At 41.1% G+C, this 17464-nt stretch carries 14 protein-coding genes and 1 pseudogene; 10 read left to right on the top strand and 5 right to left on the bottom strand.

Annotation, left to right across the window (positions count from 1 at the left end):
- Nucleotides 1–26 precede the first annotated feature (26 nt).
- Genes B5D77_RS01810 through B5D77_RS01800 form a run of 3 tightly spaced genes read left to right on the top strand, consistent with a single transcriptional unit; the run spans nucleotide 27 to nucleotide 3240 of the window.
- Nucleotides 27–1538, top strand: a complete 1512-nt coding sequence (locus B5D77_RS01810; RefSeq protein ID WP_106908168.1) for a cupin domain-containing protein — start codon at nucleotides 27–29, stop codon at nucleotides 1536–1538.
- A gap of 26 nt (nucleotides 1539–1564) precedes the next feature.
- A complete protein-coding gene (locus B5D77_RS01805) occupies nucleotides 1565–2326 on the top strand; it encodes a bifunctional 2-polyprenyl-6-hydroxyphenol methylase/3-demethylubiquinol 3-O-methyltransferase UbiG (protein ID WP_008201339.1) in 762 nt (253 codons plus the stop codon).
- Nucleotides 2323–3240 carry a TauD/TfdA family dioxygenase gene (locus B5D77_RS01800; RefSeq protein WP_106908167.1) on the top strand — a complete coding sequence of 306 codons (918 nt, stop codon included), beginning with the start codon at nucleotides 2323–2325 and terminating at the stop codon, nucleotides 3238–3240. The genes B5D77_RS01805 and B5D77_RS01800 overlap by 4 nt, the downstream gene beginning before the upstream one ends.
- A gap of 94 nt (nucleotides 3241–3334) precedes the next feature.
- Here the strand turns inward: B5D77_RS01800 and B5D77_RS01795 are convergent, their stop codons facing one another.
- On the bottom strand, nucleotides 3335–4849 hold the full coding sequence (locus B5D77_RS01795; protein ID WP_008201344.1) for a SagB/ThcOx family dehydrogenase: 1515 nt from the start codon (nucleotides 4847–4849) through the stop codon (nucleotides 3335–3337).
- Between the two features lie 125 nt (nucleotides 4850–4974).
- On the opposite strand from B5D77_RS01795, the gene B5D77_RS01790 reads away from it, so the two are divergent.
- The 7 genes from B5D77_RS01790 (at nucleotide 4975) to B5D77_RS01765 (ending at nucleotide 11233) form a co-directional block, all read left to right on the top strand.
- Nucleotides 4975–6258: a flotillin family protein gene (locus B5D77_RS01790; RefSeq protein WP_008201346.1), complete on the top strand. Its 1284-nt coding sequence runs from the start codon at nucleotides 4975–4977 to the stop codon at nucleotides 6256–6258.
- A 160-nt stretch (nucleotides 6259–6418) separates the two neighbouring features.
- The gene (locus B5D77_RS01785; protein ID WP_008201348.1) at nucleotides 6419–6796 is read left to right on the top strand and encodes a phosphomannose isomerase type II C-terminal cupin domain; all 378 of its coding nucleotides are present in this window, start codon (nucleotides 6419–6421) and stop codon (nucleotides 6794–6796) included.
- 48 nt (nucleotides 6797–6844) lie between these two features.
- Nucleotides 6845–7396 (top strand): bifunctional adenosylcobinamide kinase/adenosylcobinamide-phosphate guanylyltransferase, encoded by a 552-nt coding sequence (gene cobU, locus B5D77_RS01780; RefSeq protein WP_106908166.1) that lies wholly within the window; start codon nucleotides 6845–6847, stop codon nucleotides 7394–7396.
- 5 nt (nucleotides 7397–7401) lie between these two features.
- Nucleotides 7402–8196: a class I SAM-dependent methyltransferase gene (locus B5D77_RS01775; protein ID WP_008201354.1), complete on the top strand. Its 795-nt coding sequence runs from the start codon at nucleotides 7402–7404 to the stop codon at nucleotides 8194–8196.
- A gap of 9 nt (nucleotides 8197–8205) precedes the next feature.
- Nucleotides 8206–8796 carry a 3-isopropylmalate dehydratase small subunit gene (leuD, locus tag B5D77_RS01770; protein ID WP_008201356.1) on the top strand — a complete coding sequence of 197 codons (591 nt, stop codon included), beginning with the start codon at nucleotides 8206–8208 and terminating at the stop codon, nucleotides 8794–8796.
- A gap of 101 nt (nucleotides 8797–8897) precedes the next feature.
- Nucleotides 8898–9074 (top strand): hypothetical protein, encoded by a 177-nt coding sequence (locus B5D77_RS26130; protein WP_002737666.1) that lies wholly within the window; start codon nucleotides 8898–8900, stop codon nucleotides 9072–9074.
- Nucleotides 9075–9160: 86 nt separating this feature from the next.
- A complete protein-coding gene (locus B5D77_RS01765; RefSeq protein ID WP_106908165.1) occupies nucleotides 9161–11233 on the top strand; it encodes an AAA family ATPase in 2073 nt (690 codons plus the stop codon).
- 29 nt (nucleotides 11234–11262) lie between these two features.
- On the opposite strand, the gene B5D77_RS01760 is transcribed toward B5D77_RS01765, so the two are convergent.
- From B5D77_RS01760 to B5D77_RS01740, 4 genes and pseudogenes are all read right to left on the bottom strand, one after another.
- Entirely contained in the window at nucleotides 11263–13500 is a 2238-nt protein-coding gene (locus tag B5D77_RS01760) for an FUSC family protein (protein ID WP_106908164.1), read from the bottom strand.
- Nucleotides 13501–13741: 241 nt separating this feature from the next.
- On the bottom strand, nucleotides 13742–15187 hold the full coding sequence (locus B5D77_RS01755; RefSeq protein WP_106908163.1) for an Ig-like domain-containing protein: 1446 nt from the start codon (nucleotides 15185–15187) through the stop codon (nucleotides 13742–13744).
- A gap of 481 nt (nucleotides 15188–15668) precedes the next feature.
- Nucleotides 15669–15989 (bottom strand): annotated as a pseudogene (locus tag B5D77_RS01745) (zinc ribbon domain-containing protein); the annotation flags it as partial.
- A gap of 261 nt (nucleotides 15990–16250) precedes the next feature.
- Nucleotides 16251–17342 (bottom strand): ISAs1 family transposase, encoded by a 1092-nt coding sequence (locus tag B5D77_RS01740; protein WP_106908162.1) that lies wholly within the window; start codon nucleotides 17340–17342, stop codon nucleotides 16251–16253.
- Between the last annotated feature and the right edge of the window lie 122 nt (nucleotides 17343–17464).

The raw sequence follows: 17464 nt of genomic DNA, 5'->3' as shown, positions 1-17464 counted from the left end.
GGGCGGCTATCGGGGGATGAGAAAAAATGGAAAATTTAATCGAGGAAGCACTAAGCCATCGAGCGATTAATCATCCGTATTTACTGGCTTTAGAAAAAGGAGAATTTCAACATACTGATGAGGTTTTCAAAGACTTTGCCAGTCAATACGGAGCTTATAGTGACTGGTTTTCCCGTTATTTAACAGCAGTAATATCAAAGCTAGAAAATCCCACTCATCGAAATCATCTGCTGGAGAACTTAGCTGAAGAAAACGGACATCTACACCATGAAGATCTCGAAGCAATCCGTAAATTAGGTATTAAGGACGAGTGGGTACAGGAAATTCCTCACCCACAGTTATTCAAGCGTTTTCAAGAAGCGATGGGAGTAGATAGCAGGCAACCGCCTTGTGTTGAAGTGGAAATCTGGCGTGAATCATTCTTATCGCTGCTCCAGAATGGAAGCTCACTCCAAGCTATTGGAGCCATAGGTTTAGGGACTGAATCTGTTGTTAAATTTATCTACAAACACATTATTGAAGCGATTAAAAACCATACATCATTATCCTTGCAGCAATATGTATTTTTTCCTTTACACACAGAAGTGGAGGATGAACACAGCTTAACTTTAGTTGAAATTGCTAAGGAATTAGCCAGTGAAGGCGAACAGGCTGTTCTGGAATTACGGAAAGGAATGTTAAAAGCCTTAGATCTACGTGCTGCTTACTGGGACAATATGTATGAACGTGCGTTGGCGCTAGATAAATCTTTGACATCATCAGACATACCCAAGATTGTTACGCTTTTCACTAAAATGATTAAAAGCAAAAAGCTGTCTAATCAGGAACAGGAACTTTTATTGCATCAAATCAATGATGTGCGTATTGGATTGACGCAAGACTTATCTACTGTTCCAGTGGAAAAACTACTACCCGGATTGAGTTCACTTTTGCTATACGGGATGCAAAGGGAAAAGCACAAGGAAGAAGTTCTGAACTTGTTAAATTGGCTTGAAAATCCATCTGATGAATGCCAATGTTCTCAAACAATATTAAGGCTTGCTTCACAACTTTATCATGATTTTCAAACAGTGCGACTGGGAGCCTTGACCGAAAAAATTAATCAACAAAAAAGCTTGACTCATGTGCAAGAAGGTAAAGAGCTTATTTCAACAATTAGCGCCAGCAACTTAGAAGCTTTATACAACAATCAGGTTGATAAACTCAATATTGATTTTAACGTATTTCGCCTACCGTTTGCTCTAGAAGTTTTAGATGCACGCCTAGTCATAGTCAAGCCAGGAAAGGCGAATGAAATGCACCGACACGCACATGAAACCGTATTTGTATTTCTTCAGGGTCAAGGAAAAGTTATTGTTGATCAATACGAAAACGAAGTCGAACCGGGTACTTTTGCTGTTATTCCCCGTTGGTGTGTGCATCAATCTGTGAACTTAGGAGAAGAAGAGCTAATTTTTCTGGCGATAGCTGATTTTGGATTAACTGGTAAAAGTTTTATGGGTAATTACTTACACAGTGCTAGACTAAAACAAAATTAGTGCAAATTTTATCCCGTTAGATAGGTATGAAAGCAACACAAGAAACCAAAAAACTTTACGACGAAAGCGCAGGAGACTGGAAACGAGTAGAACCGATTTTGCTTTCTGATTACTCCGCACGTCCGTTTGTCATTGATTTATGTGAACCGATTGTCAATAAGAAAATATTAGATCTAGGCTGTGGGGAAGGTTATGTAGGAAGAGAGTTAATTAACCGAGGCGCTCAATATGTTCATGGGATTGATATTTCATCACAAATGATCGAGCAGGCCTTGATTCAAAAAAACGAGCATCAGATTATTAATGTTTCCTATGAAACTGCTGATATTCGTGATTTTGGGGTAACTGAGTCCGAACAATACGATTTAGTTCTGGCTATGTTCCTGTTCAACTACTTAAATGTTTCAGAAACTATTAGCACGATGCAGAAAGCCTACCAACTTTTGAAATTCGGTGGATATTTCCTGTTCGCCGTCCCCCATCCCTCTTTACCTTTTCTGAAAAAAGATAAGTTTCCGTTTTATTTTAAACCGAAAGCTGGCTATTTTTCCGGACGCAATCAATTATTCCCCGGTGAGATTTGGCGCAGAGATAGAAAAGCCGTCGCCGTGCAATGTGTTCATAAAACTATGGAAGATTACTTCACATCTCTTCGTTTAGCAGCCTTCACAAAAATGCCAGAAGTTTATGAACTAAAAATTAATCAGGAACATTTAGAACTAGACCCAGAATTTTTTACTCCGCTCATTGACCTTCCCCTTCACGTTGCTTTCAAAATTCAAAAATGATTAGACCAATTTTTGATCCTAATATTTCATTACTGACTTGGAAAAAATTGCCCGATCCTTCTCAACTATTTTTTAGTTTACCCAAATCATTAGTCTTGGATTTACTGAAAACAAGCAATCACAAATGGCTTGAAAAACCCAACGAAATAGGACAGGAAACAGTCAATAAAAATCTTGACTTTTTCCTGCCGTTTCGTGAGAAATTGCTCCTAGAACCCGGAATAGTTATTTTCCGATTAGAACCCGCATTAACAGAAATGGAAATGCGGTTAATTTATGCTTTTATTTCTCGCATTTTTGGACGACTAAACCACCGCTATGGCTATTTTTTTGATGTAATCGATCGAGGAATGGATTACACTAAAGAAGCTATACCCGTTTCGATGACGAATGCAGAAACTGGCTATCATACTGATAGTACAGCCAAAAACTACTTCCCTGATCTTGTTGGCTTACTGTGTCTTGCTGCCGCGGATGAGGGAGGAGATTCCCTTGTAGTAAACGCCGCCAATTTATATCAATATTTCTGGCAACACCATACAGACCTAGTTCCCTATCTTTACGAACCTTTGGCGCGCGATGTGATTACACCTGGAGAGATTAATTCTCAAGAAGCTATTCAAAAGAATAATTTCCCCTTATTCTCAACAGATTCTCGGGGTCTGGTTTTTCGTTATATGCGGTACTGGATTGAAGTCGCTTACTCCAAACTGGAAATAGCGCAACCGGAAGCTATCACAAAAACACTCGACATCATCGACGACTTTTTTTCAAAACCAGAAAATATAGTCCGCTTCAAAATGAAAAAAGGTGATATATTTTACATTAATAATCGCTTTTTATGCCACAATAGAACCGCTTTTAAAAATTCAGGAAAACCCCGACAGATGGTCCGTAGTTGGATTAACCTTTAAACAAAATACGTCCAAGGGAGAAAGTGAACCGGTCAAGGTACAGAGTACGATGACCTCAACTTCCTTGTCACCCCTTCAGTGGTTCAAACTCACCCTAAAAAACCTTCGGTCGGCCTAAAGTAGTGATATAGATAACTGCTTCATCGGAGGGAATGCCTAACACTTCATTCACTTGATCATCAAAAAAACCACCGATACCACTAACCCCTAACCCCAGATGAATAGCTGCTAAATTTAATCTCTGTCCCAAATGGCCCGCATCTGCATGAAGATAACGATAAACTCGATCGCCATATTTAGCCACTGCTTTTGACAGATCCGCCGTATGAAAAACCACAGCAGCCGCATCCCGTCCCAAATCCTGACCTAAACAGAGATAATGTAACTCTTGCCGGAAATTTTTAAAGCGAATTTGCCGCAATTCTTGGGCTTTAGGAGCATAATAATAACAGCCTTCCTCTAATCCAGTTACTGCCGAAACAGCGATAAAAGTTTCCAATAAATCCAGAGCAAAATAATCGGGATTGGGATCGAGATTTTGACTGGCATAATCTTGGGGTTGATAGGTAAAATGCAGCAGCGCTCGCAATTCGTCTAAACTGAGACTAGCACCACTATAAGCGCGGGTAGATCTGCGTTTAAGCATCGTACTTTCCAGATCTATTACATCTTCCCCCCAATTGACAGGACGGGATGTCACGGAAACTTTTAGACAAAAAGGAAAATTATATTTATCTTCCCAATTAGACGGAGTAACGGCTGCTTCTATCTTCTCATCTGTAGCTATGATAGTGGCTCGCTGTAGGGAGCTTAATAATTCTCCCTCGGGAATTTCGGGATAAACAGTCGTGGTTGCCGAAGGTAGTGCCGTGGTACTAGGGGGGAGATTTTGCTGGATATTGAGCAGATCTGCCAAAGGAATCACCGTCATGACACTTTCCTTCTCGGAATCAAGATAAAGCAATTCATTCATCTGACTATCGTTAAAACCACCGATTAAATGGGCGCGATAGTCATTAATCGAGGCTGATAGCTCAATATTGCCCAATAAATGCCCTGTATCGAGGAAAATACGCCGATAAGCTCGATCTTCGTAGCGCCAAGCGGATCGATAAAAAATGGCACTGGTAACTAAAGCGATATCGGTATTTTCTAAAACAGGATTCCAGAAACAAGCAGATTGTAGGTTGGTCCAGACATCACTTTCCCAGAATAAAAGCAGCGAGTGACTTTGACCTTGGTAACTGTAGAGACCGGCGGGTAAAAATTCCGTGCCACGGGAGATCAGATAGACCTCGGCGGGGTATAATCCACCAGCAGAGGGTGCGGAACGTAGGTACAAGGGACTGCCCATAGTGGCGATTTTGGCAGTTAAACCATAGCTACAGCCCAAAATTCGCGATATACGTCGCCAAAAGTCTCCTTTTTGGGGAACTGTTTGACGGGAGAGGTAGGGTTTGAGATCGAAAGTCTGACCGATTTTGTATTCTTTAAAGGGATAGGGTTGTTGACTCCAATCAAGACCTTTACTTTTTGAGGCGATCGTCTGGGGGTCGTATTTGGTCCGCTCGTGGTAGTATTGGGCGATCGAGATTGGCTGATCTGGCATGATAAAGATAGGCTGTCTAAGCTTTACTTTTTAGTGTAATATCGATGACCCCCAAAAAATCAACCAGCCAGAGAGTCGATCAGCTAAAAGTAAAGATAATTACAAATTTCACCCACATAAAATCTATGGAAATTATCGCTGTTTTACTGGGAGTTTTCGGTTTAGGGACAGGTGCGGGTTTATTAGTCATCCGTAACTATTACCATATCTGTCAACCGAGCGAAGTTTTAATTTTTGCCGGTAGTCGTCGTCCCACGGCCACGGGCAAAACCATCGGTTATCGTTTGGTAAAAGGGGGCAGCAGTATTCGTTTACCTATGCTAGAACAAGTGTATCGAATGGACCTGACCAACATGATCATCGATCTCAGGGTGGTTAATGCCTATTCTAAGGGCGGTGTGCCGTTAATCGTCACCGGGGTGGCAAATATTAAAATTGCCGGGGAAGAACCGATTATTCATAATGCGATCGAGCGTTTATTGGGCAAGAAACGCAAGGAAATCGAACAATTAGCTAAAGAAACCCTGGAGGGCAATTTGCGCGGTGTCTTGGCGAATTTAACCCCAGAACAAGCGAACTCCGATCAGATCGCTTTCGCTAAAAGTCTCCTGGAAGAAGCGGAACAGGATCTAGAAAAATTGGGTTTAGTTTTGGATAGTTTGCAGATCCAGAATATCTCCGATGAGGTGCGTTATCTCGATTCGATCGGACGGAAGCAAAAAGCTGAATTACAGAGAGATGCCCGGATAGCAGAAGCAAAAGCCAGAAAAACATCGATTATCAAGGCTTCCGAGAATCAACGCTTAACCGCTTTGCGTCGTATCCAAAAAGATTTAGAAATAGCCAAAGCTGACGCAGAAAAACGGGTGCGCGACACTCAAACTAAGCGCGGCGCCATGATTGCTGAGGTAGAATCGGTGGTTATGTCCGATTTGGCTAAAGTACAGGCCGAAGTGGCGGTACAAAACGCCCGAATTAAGCAGGTGAAACAGCAATTACAAGCAGATGTGATCGCTCCTGCGGCAGCAGAATGTCAACAAGCGATCGCAAAAGCCCGGGGGGAAGCGGCCAAAATTATCGAACAGGGGAAAGCGCAAGCGGAAGGAACCAAAAAACTGGCGGCCTCTTGGCAAGGAGCGGGAAATAACGCTAAAAACATCTTTTTATATCAAAAACTGGAGTTATTACTTAAATTAATGGCCGCTAGTGTGCCAGAAGTGCAGGTGCAAACGGTGACGGTGGTGAACGGAGGTGATGGTAATCTTGTCCCGAAAATGACTGCCTTTGCCGAACAATTGCGTCAAGCTACCGGGGTGGATCTGGTACAAATGGCTAATCGCATAGCACAAACCGAGCCATCTGTCAAGGGCAAAGAGACAAATTTTGATTTTAAAAAATTGCCCTCTTGAATCAGTTATCAGTGATCAGTTATCAGTTATCAGTAGGAGGATAGAGTATTAAGTGAGCAGTATTAAATGGCAGTAAAAGTCCTGTCTGTTCACTGATTACTGATTACTGATTACTGATTATTGTCCACTAGAATGTTAATCAAGTTTGGAGACCACCGCCATGGATGACTTAATTAATGATCCCTCCCCTTCTCCCCAAGACATAGAAATGACGCGGACTCCCCCCTGGGGAACGGTGACGGTATTGGAGGAAGGTCCGCGGTATCGCATCAATCGCATTGTCATTAAACCCGGCCATCACATGAGTAGCCAAATGCACTACCATCGCAGTGAACACTGGATTGTCGTCTCCGGTACAGCGCGGGTAATCTGTGATGAAAAAGAAACTCTCCTCAAACAAAAAGAATCTACATACGTTCCTATGAATACCCGTCATCGGTTGGAAAACCCCGGTTCTATTCCTCTGGTGATGATTGAGGTGCAAAATGGCGAATATTTGGGAGATGATGATATTCACCGTTTTGATGATGCAGAATAGGACAGTTTTCTCCCGTATATACTTTAGTTATTTGCCAAAATCTCGATCGTGGATGAAAAAATTATCCTAGTTACAGGGGCTGCCCGTTCTGGGAAAAGTGAATGGGCCGAATATTTAGCCAAAATCAGCCAAAAACCCGTTATTTATATCGCCACCTCCTCGGTGGATGAAAAAGATCAAGAATGGTGCGATCGCATTGAAAGACACCGGCAGCGACGTTTACCCCAATGGCAAACCCAAGAAATTCCCCGACAATTAAGCGAAACTATTGATAATAGTCCATTTACTCACTGTTTATTGATCGATTCCCTCGGTACTTGGGTAGCCAATTGTTTAGAAATGTCGGCAGCTGAATGGTTAGAAATTAGCGATCGATTCTTGTCTTCCCTCAAAAACGCGGCCGTTGATGTTATTCTGGTAGCGGAAGAAACCGGTTGGGGTGTGGTTCCCGCTTATCCCCTCGGTCGTCTGTTTCGCGATCGTTTAGGCGATCTCTGTCGTAGAATTGGCACAATAGCAGACGCGGTTTATCTAGTTACCGGCGGCCATGCTCTTAATTTAAGTCAATTGGGTCAGTCTTTGTCGATAATTGGGCAATAGAGAAGATGAGCAACGATTATCAGCGTCAAGTGATTGATTTTTATGCCCTTCGTCACGATTACGATAACGATTTTACGCAAGCTCGCGCCCTTAAATTAGTAAATTATCTCTATTTACAAAAAAGCCAATCTGTGCTAGACGTGGCAACGGGAACGGGATTTATTGCGGTCGCAATTGCCCCAAAAGTAAAAAGTGTCATCGGGGTTGATTTGACGCCAGAAATGATTGCCAGAGCCGAAAAAAAGCTAGAAGCATTAAATATCGAGAATATTGACCTGATTAACGCCGATATAGCTGCCATTGACTTTGCCGAGTCTAGTTTCGATCTGATTACCTGTTCTCTGGCGATTGCACTTTTCCCCGATATCCCGCAAGTGCTGGCAAAATGGTATCAATGGTTAAAAAAAGGCGGTTCGGTCGCTTTTTCCTGTAATAATTTAGAATCCCACTTCCTACCCTTGATCAGTGGTGTTTGTCGCGAAACCTATGGTTTTGAGTTGCCTAATCTGCATACTCCCATCGCCACCCCGGAAAAATGCCATCAATTGCTGGAAAATGCGGGATTTACCAATATATCGGTCAATGTCGAACAACTAGGTCGATATTTGCCCCTAGAAACCGCCAAAAACTTCTGGTATGGGCAGTATTTTTATCCTCAGCATAACCCTTTTGACCGCCTATCGGCTGCCGAAATTGCGACTCTAGTGAACAATTATCGCCGAGAAATCGAGAAAAATGCCACCGATCAGGGGGTATGGCAAGATGCAACCACCTTTTTTATCACTGCTAGTAAAAGTTAGAAAAAGATCATGAGTCAAGTTAAAACCATCTCCGGACGAGCTTTACCCTTGCGAGGCAACGATATTGACACCGATCGCATTATTCCGGCTCGTTTTTTGCGTTGTATCACCTTTGAAGGTTTAGGCGAACAAGTGTTCGCTGATGATCGAGCGGCTTTACAGGGGAGTCATCCTTTCGATCTACCCCAGTACCAAGGAGCGAAAATTCTGGTAGTCAATGGTAATTTTGGTTGTGGCTCTTCTCGGGAACACGCACCGCAAGCGATTTTACGTTGGGGAATTCAAGCAATTATCGGGGAAAGTTTCGCCGAAATATTTTTTGGCAATTGTATCGCTAATGGGGTTCCCTGTGTCACTGCCGAGGCTAAAACCATCAACCATTTACAGGATTTAATTGCAGCTAATCCCGAAATTCCCGTCGATCTTTCCTTGACAACCATGACAGTGGAATGGGGGGATTTTGTCGCTACCGTCTCTATGAATGAAGGTTCCCGACAGATGTTAATAGAAGGGGGTTGGGATACCTGCGGACAGCTGTTACAAAATCTCGATCTGATTCAATCTACCGCGCAAAAGTTACCCTATTTAAGTTTTGTCTAGGAAAACAATCTAGGCTGAGGGTGCGTTAGTAATAGATTAACGTACCCCGGCAGGAATTTTGTTGGAAATGCAGCATCTGTAAATATTAAAAAATCTGCCCTATGACTAATCCTGATAATAATCTCCAAAATATCCAAGAACCGATTTTAAACGCTCCCGAAGATGTGAGAAAAATCATCGATAGAGTTTTAAAATTGGAAAGAGATAAGTTATACCAGCGCAATCCTCGCAATATCAATGATGATGTTTTAACGATTATTAAAGAAGTAATTCAATAATCAGTTATCAGTTATCAGTTATCAGTTATCAGTTATCAGTTATCGGTTTACTGAAAAAACTTCCCCATCATCCCCTCCATATAAATATGAAACTACTATCAATAAAGTTATGTAATTTTCGACAATTTTATGGTAAGACTCCTGAGATACATTTAGCGGCGAGTTCTCGCAATACGACGGTAATTTATGGCAATAATGGGGCAGGAAAAACAACAATTTTAAATGCTTGTACCTGGGTTCTTTATGAAAAATTTACAGCAGCTTTTGCCGAACCAGAGTTATTAGTTAATAAACGGGCAATTACCGAAGTAACAACGGGAACCTCCATAGAATGTTCCGCAGAAGTAAACTTTGAACATGAAAATAAACGCTATCAGGTAAAACGAAAATTTTTCGCCTACCAAGATGTAAATAGTAAAATTAAATACGGTTCAAATAGTTTGTATATGCTCTACGCTGGTGATGATGGCAATTGGTACACACCCAATCAACCAGCGGAGGATATTATTAATCAAATTTTACCCGAAAGTTTACACCGTTATTTCTTTTTTGATGGCGAATATATCGATCATCAATTCCGCAGTAGTAGCCAAGGTAAAATCGCCGAGGATACAAAGGAATTATTGGGAGTTAAAGTATTAGATCGAGCGATCGAGCATTTAAAAAAAGCCAAAAAATCTTTACAAGATGATCTTAAAGATTTAGGTGAATCGGATTTAAAAAAGTTATTAAAACAGGAAAGTAAAATTGAGCAGGATTTCGAGAAATTAAAACAGCGTCAGCAGGATATTATTAACCAGTTATCCCAGCAGGAAGAGTTAAAAAAGGCCGTCACTAATCGCTTACTAGAGTTAAGTGGTGCCGAGGAATTAAAACAGTTAAAAGAAAAATTAGAACAACAGGAAAGAAATCTGCGGCAAGATTTAGTCAGAACTAAAGATAAATTAAAGAAATTAATTTCTCAGCAAGCTTATCAAGTCTTTTTAAAAGGAATTAATCAAAATTTTCAGCAATTAATCGATCGCCTACGACAACAGGGGGAATTACCCAGTGGTATCAAACAGCAATTTGTCCAACAATTATTAGAGCGGAAAAAATGTATTTGTGGCCAGGAATTACAGGAAAATAGCCAAGCTTATTTACAGGTGGAAGACTGGATGAATAAAGCAGGAATGGCCGATGTGGAAGAAGCAGCCATTCGCTTATCTTCCACAGTCAAAGAAATGGATAAAAAAGTCTTAGATTTTTGGCAAGAAGTGGATAATTATCAAGCTAATATTCACCAATGGCGCTTAGAATTATCTTTGGTAGAATCAGAATTAGATGAGGTGCGGGATAAATTTCGCCATTATCCCGATGAAGATATTAAAAATCTGCAATCTCGCTTAGATGCGATCGAGGATTCCCTAAAAGATTTACGCTTGGAACAAGGCAGCAATAAAAATCAACTAGATATGTATGAAAAAGAGTTAGAATCCCTGCAAAAACAGGTACAGAAACAGCAACAAAAAGAGGAAAAATATAATTTAGGACAACGACGTATTTTAGTGACTCAAGAGGCAATTAATCGCATTAGTGAGGTAAGAAAAAGATTAGAAAATCAGTTTCGTTTGTCCTTAGAAAAACGGGTACAGGAAATCTTTAGCTCAATTTCTTTTACTCCCTATATTCCCCGTATTAGTCCCGATTACGAGGTAAGACTATTAGAAAATACCACAGGATTTGCCATTCCCGTGGCAGCTTCTACCGGAGAAAATCAGATTCTTAGTTTATCTTTTATCGGGGGAATTATCGATCGAGTGCGAGAATGGAGTCAGAAAAATACTTTAATGGGAATTGATAGCAGCACTTTTCCTCTGGTGATGGATTCCCCTTTTGGTAGTCTTGATCATATCTATCGTCGGCAAGTTGCGATCGCGATTCCTAAATTAGCCAATCAGTTAATTGTTTTAGTGACAAAAACTCAATGGAGAGGAGAAGTAGAAACCGAGATTTCTCCCTATATTGGTAAAGAATATGTGTTAGTTTATAATTCTCCGAAAGCAGATTGTCAAGAGGACTTAATTAATCTTCATGGGGTTGATTATTCTCTGGTGAAACGCAGTCCTAATAATTTTGAATATACAGAAATTATCGAAGTTAATCGATTTTCCTCCTGACTACTAAATTCTGTTGTTATAACTAAATTTTAACTTCTAATAAAACGATCAATTGCTGTATTCATTGTCCCAACACGACGGTATAATTCCACAAGTTCCGTGGTGACAATATTATAATCCCCTAAATATTTATGGAGATTAGTTCCTTTTTTTTGATGGGCAATTTCTACTAACCTTTCCTCTCGCAATTCTTGCAAATGATCGAGGATGTTTTCTAAAGTATCTTCGAGGGGAGGTAAGGGAAGAGGAGGATTATTTGTTTGCAAAGCTTCGGTTAATTGCGTCAAAGTTTCGGTTATTTGTTGCGTGAACAGACTGAGATTAGGATGGGGAGGACTACCGCGATATTGTTCCAATTCCGTCAATAAAACTGTCACCCCGCGACCAAAACGAGGAATATAATTACTTAAAGTGATTGCCGGTTCCATTTGGGGAAAGACTGTGCTAGGATCATCAATTAATCTTTGTAGGGCCGTTTGCATCGTTGTATTTGCTCGTCGAGCTTTATCGCGATAGGAAGATAAAATTGCAGTTTGATAGGATGATTCTCCTAAATAAACTGCCATAACTGACTGAAAAAATATTTGATTAGCTTCTAATGCTTTAATGGCAGCGAGGGAAAAACGTTCATCTTCATTAAACCGCAAAAAACCGAAGGAAAGGACAAAGGCCAAAGCACTACCGATTAAAGTATAAATTATTCTGATATACTCTAAATTAATACCGTCATTGCTGGCATCCAGACGACTGATGATTAAAGCAAAAATTGTGATAAAAAATACTGCCAAACTATAGTGAAATCGTACCAAAGCTAAAGCGATCGCTATAGAAATCACCCCAATAATTTCTAACCAGATCGGATTATCGATAATTGGCAACAGTGCCAAAACAAAAAACGAGCCTAAAATTGTGCCAAACACCCGATTAAAAAAGCGTTGAAAAGTCAGGCTAAAATCTGGTTTTAACACAATAACTAAGGTTAAACCAATCCAAAAACTATGGGTAATTCCTAGCTTATTGTAAATCAAGACTCCTAGCGCACTTCCCAAACCCAAGCGTAAACCATGGCGAAATAGGGGCGATTCTAGATTAAAATTAGATTTTAAGGGTTCCCACCAAGCTTTTTCTTGGCTGTACTCTTTTTCTATCCCTTCAAAGTTCCGCTGCCAGGGATTTTTTTTATCGGAAAAGTCCTCGCTTTGCCGCAAATGTTGCGCTGTTTCACTGGCTATTTTTAGCTGTTTAAATAATTTTTTTAAACGATTATTTAATTGCGAAATTGCCACATAACTGCTATAATCATCCTGGGCATTTTCTAAAACTTTAGCTTGCAGGTTTTTTTGTTGCTCGATCGCCTTGAGTAATAGCTGCAAACGCTCACAATCCGGTCGTTTATTTCTACCCAAAATTAACCTGGCAATATCTTCGCAAATTTCCGCCACTTGCACGAGAATATCTTCTAATAAAATAGCCACCGTGGTCAGTTGTGGCAAGGGATGAAGATGAAGCAATTCTCGCAGCGCGATTAAGCTGGTATTAATGCGATCGCTATCTTCAATCAAGACAATTAACAATTCCCGCAGCTCACTCTTTCCCCAACGTCCCCGACGCGTCAAGGTGACAGTTTTCCTAGAACGGAGCAACAGTTGCCGGATTTTATCAAAATATGGCTCCTCATCAGCATTAGAACGAGAGTGTAAAGGCAAAGAGCGGAGATAGGTGGCGATACCCTGAAAATTTTCTGCCGTTACCTGACGTAAAGGCTGATTAGGGCGAAAAGGCCAGATAAACAGTGCTAAAAAAATTGTCCATCCCCCTCCCAACACAACGATTCCGGCCCGTTGTAAAGCGACGATAATATCCCCCGATGGTAGAGAAACAGCAAAAAGCAGCAATAAACTGATTACTAACCCAGCTAACGCCCCATTTTCCCCGTAAACTGTCAAATAACCCGCTAGAAACAACCCGCAAAAAACTATCACCACGGTCAATCCTAGCCAAGCACTGGCTAATGTGCCGATAATCAAAGCTAGAGCCATCCCGACAGTCGTAGCCACCAGGGTTTTCGCTCTCAGGCAGTAAAGTCCCCCCGCATCGGCTAAAATCAAGATTTGAGCCGCTAAACCGACCATTAACCCCAATTTTGACTGATCTAACATATCACCGATAATAATCGGTACCGCGAGCGCCAATAAAGTCCGAATCCCCCGCTCGATCTCGATATCGCCACTAGGACGCAATAAAAAAGCAAATCGCTGAAGTAGCATATAGCACTTATCTTAATTGTCAGGTATGAGGTTTTCGTTTTGGGGAGTCATACTAAATCCCGTGAGTATAAGTTACATATCTGGAAAGGCACTCCTGTAAAAGAGGGAATAGATAATCACTCTTTAATAACCGGATTTAGTATCAGTATTCTCCGAGTCACCTGATTAGGTAACGATTTCTTTCCCGTCTCCTTTCTCCTGTCTCCTGTCTCCTGACTCCTAACTCCTTAATTCTGCCCTATTAGGGCAGCCAACGGGGTTTAAAACCGGCGTTGAGTTCTTGAGGTAAAATTTTCGGGGTGCTATTGGGACTGAATTGATCCGGGAGTGGTAATAACCAGAGACGACCATCGGCAATGCTCGATCCCTCCCCAGTGACTAGATCATTTCCGACTCCAAAGGGTATGGTTACTAACTGATCAAATAATAAGGCCACGCCATCGGGAGACATACTCATCTGCACGTCACGATAATTAGGTAAGGCCAGCAGGGGGATCATTTTACCCGTTTCTAGGTCAATAATCCCTAAAAAAGGCTCTTCTTTCACTTTGCCATCGCTGCCCATAACCAGATCGCTTTTCAGACAGTAAAGGGTTTTTTCCTGTCGCGGTTCAAATTCACAGCTAATAATCGGATTAGCTGTTCTTAATAGTAGTCTTGACTCTCCCCGATCGTCGAGCAGAAATAGCGATCGCTGATTATCCGGTTCTGATTTTACCATTAGTTTTTGGCGACCATCCCGGGAAAAAGCGAGGATTTTCTCGTAGGTAGGCAAAAATTGTGGTTTTCCTCCTTGGACATCCAAAGGAATCACCGCTACCCCTCCCGTTTGACTGACAACCGCTTTTTTCCCGTCGGGAGATAGTAAAAAATTATCCCCTTGTATTCCTAACGGTCGCGATTGTCCATCATCGCTGATTACCCATAAACTGGCATCCCCCGGATTCCCATGATTGATTCTCTGCACAATTAGGGTTTTGCCGTTATCTGAGAGATTAAAACGCAGATTTTGATAGGTTTTTGCATCTAAAAACCTTTCTATACGACCACTGGCCAAATTTTGACTATTTTCGTCATGATTTAACCCCGTGGTAATTGTGTAAAGTTGCTGTTTTGGGGTATCTCGTCCTAAGTCAGAGCGATCGAAGGCCGAGAATAAAATTCTATCCCCCCTCGGATAGATTTGAAAATCCGTGACCACCAGATCCCCGGGGGTAAGGATGGTTTTTTTCAGTTCTGTGACGTTATTTGCCCCCTGAATGATATTACAGACAATTAAACGGCCTCTTTCCTCTTGGTTGACTCCAATATAGGCAAAAGCTCGATCGTGGCTGTAAAATTCGCCGATAAAGTCCTCTCCTTGGGCAATGGGTAACTTTATCTGATATTTTTTGCCGTAGATTGGCAATTCCGTCAAAGTATAAGTCAAGCGATCGCCAGACCAGCTAATTTTACCCGGTAAGGCAGGATCGATCACCAAGCTGGTTTCCACCTCCGAACGGTCAATCGGTCGATTAAAACTTAAAGTAAAATAATTGTCCCTAACGCCGATTTTTCGTCCTTGCCAGCTAAAATTCTCCCCTCGCGTAGGAACTTGATTTCCCTGGATCAAAATCGACGATATCGCCGCAATTAAAGCCAAAATAGTCGCTAACACTAAGCGATCGAACCAAGCTAATCTTTTCATCAGTTATCAGTTATCAGTTATCAGTTATCAAGAGTCAGTCAGGAGTCAGTCAGGAGTCAGTCAGGAGGCAATAGGCAATAGGCAATAGGCAATAGGCAATAGGCAATAGGCAATAGGCAATAGGCAATAGGCAGCTTTATTCTCCCCACACCCCACACCCCACACCCTACACCCTACACCCCACACCCTACACCCCACACCCCACTTTCTCATCAGCTTTAGTAATGATTGTCATCGGTTTTTTCAATCGAATAAATAAAAACGCCCCCAAAAAGGAAGCGTTTTTTAACTTATCATGAGGACTTAGCAAAATGTGTGCAGAGTTAGAATGCGGATGTTGGATGGGGATCCAGCATCTGTTTATTTTTAACCACCGATCGCCGGTGTCGTCAAGGCCATAGGGATGGCATTACCGGAAGCTAAATCGAGGGGGAAGTTTTGACATCCTCACCGCCGTAAAACGGACGGCGATTCCCAAACCTCACGATTTAGGTTTCTGCTTCTTTCCCTTGCGGGGTTCCGCACCTGCCTTAACAGATTTACTCTGTTCTGGTCATCAGGTCGCTCTACAGACTGACACCGCAAGCCCTGCGGCCAAAATATTTTTACTGGCGTTAATATCTCGGTCATGGTGTGTCCCACAGTCTGGACAGTCCCATTCTCGAACATTTAACGGCATTTTCTCAGCAATATACCCGCAATTACTACACCTTTTAGAGCTAGGAAACCATCTATCTATTTCGATGTAATTTCTCCCATACCAACGGCATTTATAGGCTAATTGTCGCCCCCCCAACCCCCACCCCCCCTGCCCCCCCGACATCGGGTAGGGTTGTTTCATTTAAATTAAGTACAGCTGATTTTGAGTCAATAAATTTGACTGAAAATTCTCAAATTTATCTTTTTCTAATCAAAAGAGTTAGTCACAATAACTAATCTTTAATCCCCTGCCAATATTTATTATGAATAAATTGATAAAGCTTGTTCCCAAGACACTAAAAGCTTATCTCTCTTGAAATTGTCTGAGAGTACATCCTGTTAATTTAGCTAATTTTTCTGCTTCTTACGTCGATAAAACTATCAGTTTTTCCCAACGTTCAGCTAACCACCTCTGTCCCTCTGTTATTGAGAGAAAACCCAAACCTCTGAAAAGATTCAATCCTATGGTTGTGAGAATTGACCAATTGCTGGCCGCTTGAAAATCACTTATCTCGCTTTTATCTTCCTCAAAAATTACATCTTTTACCCAATGTAACTGATTTTCTATTTTCCAGTGTCCTCGAATAATTTTAGCAAATACTTGAGCGGATTCAGTTAGGCTACTGATATAGTAAGCTGTTTCTTCATACGTTTTATCCCCGCGACTACCCCTTCTTTCTACTTTAATAACTCTTCGTAGATTTTCAAACCCTTGTCTTTCATTTTTACTCACTTTAAAAACTTCTATTTTTCTTGATATTTTTCGACCATGACCATTGTCTTGTTCAAGAAAGCAACTTTCTGCCTTTGAGGAATTACTTAGGTCTTGTATTCGCTGATAAAGATTTTTCTGATTTCCTTTAACGGTGATAACATAATCATTTTTACTCTTGGCTATTAAGCTGATTGTTTTTTTCTGACAATGTAAAGCATCGCCAGTAAAAACTTTATTTTGGAGAGAGCAATCTTCAATTATAGCTTGACCTTCCTCGATTTCAGACCCTTTTTTGTTTTCGATTCTTTTTAAGTGTAATACTAAGCCACTTTCTTGACTAAACAATGAAACAAACATAATAAAATTTTGTTGTTCATCATTAGGATTCTTTAGGGTGTTTTTGAGACTTTTTCCATCCATCCCTAGCCAATTTATATCATCTCTTTGTCCATATTCTTCTAATGCCCATTCATTAAACATTTTTAACAAAATCTGCCACTCAACTCCCATCATTACCCTTCTAATTGTTGAATAGGATGGGACTCTTTCTGGAATTATGTTAAATTCTTGACTGAGCCTGTGCCGATTATTTTTAGCAAACTCTCCTAGCTCTCTATAACCTGAGTATCCTAGCATTGTTCCCAGTATTATTACTACTAATACTATCCATAAAGGGTGTCTTTTTCCTTGATCTTTCCTAAAGTCCTTGACTTGTTTCAGTTTTTGTATTAAGCTCAACATATATTTCAAAAGTTGGCGGTCACTTCTCATTTTACCTGATAGTTATCGCTTTTACTTTTGATATTCTGATGGGAGAATGAAACAGCCCTACCGACATCGGGGGGGTCGGGGGGGCAAGGGGG

Source organism: Microcystis sp. MC19 (assembly GCF_003019735.1).
Classification (GTDB): Bacteria; Cyanobacteriota; Cyanobacteriia; order Cyanobacteriales; family Microcystaceae; genus Microcystis.
The sequence above is the reverse complement of the archived record's forward strand: the minus strand, read 5'-3'. Positions and strand labels throughout refer to the sequence as shown.

Bases quoted from the DNA above. Each gene is read 5' to 3' on its own strand.
- B5D77_RS01810 (WP_106908168.1), top strand. From the start codon at position 27: ATGGAAAATTTAATCGAGGAAGCACTAAGCCATCGAGCGATTAATCAT.
- B5D77_RS01805 (WP_008201339.1), top strand. From the start codon at position 1,565: ATGAAAGCAACACAAGAAACCAAAAAACTTTACGACGAAAGCGCAGGA.
- B5D77_RS01800 (WP_106908167.1), top strand. From the start codon at position 2,323: ATGATTAGACCAATTTTTGATCCTAATATTTCATTACTGACTTGGAAA.
- B5D77_RS01795 (WP_008201344.1), bottom strand. From the start codon at position 4,849: ATGCCAGATCAGCCAATCTCGATCGCCCAATACTACCACGAGCGGACC.
- B5D77_RS01790 (WP_008201346.1), top strand. From the start codon at position 4,975: ATGGAAATTATCGCTGTTTTACTGGGAGTTTTCGGTTTAGGGACAGGT.
- B5D77_RS01785 (WP_008201348.1), top strand. From the start codon at position 6,419: ATGGATGACTTAATTAATGATCCCTCCCCTTCTCCCCAAGACATAGAA.
- B5D77_RS01775 (WP_008201354.1), top strand. From the start codon at position 7,402: ATGAGCAACGATTATCAGCGTCAAGTGATTGATTTTTATGCCCTTCGT.
- leuD (WP_008201356.1), top strand. From the start codon at position 8,206: ATGAGTCAAGTTAAAACCATCTCCGGACGAGCTTTACCCTTGCGAGGC.
- B5D77_RS26130 (WP_002737666.1), top strand. From the start codon at position 8,898: ATGACTAATCCTGATAATAATCTCCAAAATATCCAAGAACCGATTTTA.
- B5D77_RS01765 (WP_106908165.1), top strand. From the start codon at position 9,161: ATGAAACTACTATCAATAAAGTTATGTAATTTTCGACAATTTTATGGT.
- B5D77_RS01760 (WP_106908164.1), bottom strand. From the start codon at position 13,500: ATGCTACTTCAGCGATTTGCTTTTTTATTGCGTCCTAGTGGCGATATC.
- B5D77_RS01755 (WP_106908163.1), bottom strand. From the start codon at position 15,187: ATGAAAAGATTAGCTTGGTTCGATCGCTTAGTGTTAGCGACTATTTTG.
- B5D77_RS01740 (WP_106908162.1), bottom strand. From the start codon at position 17,342: ATGTTGAGCTTAATACAAAAACTGAAACAAGTCAAGGACTTTAGGAAA.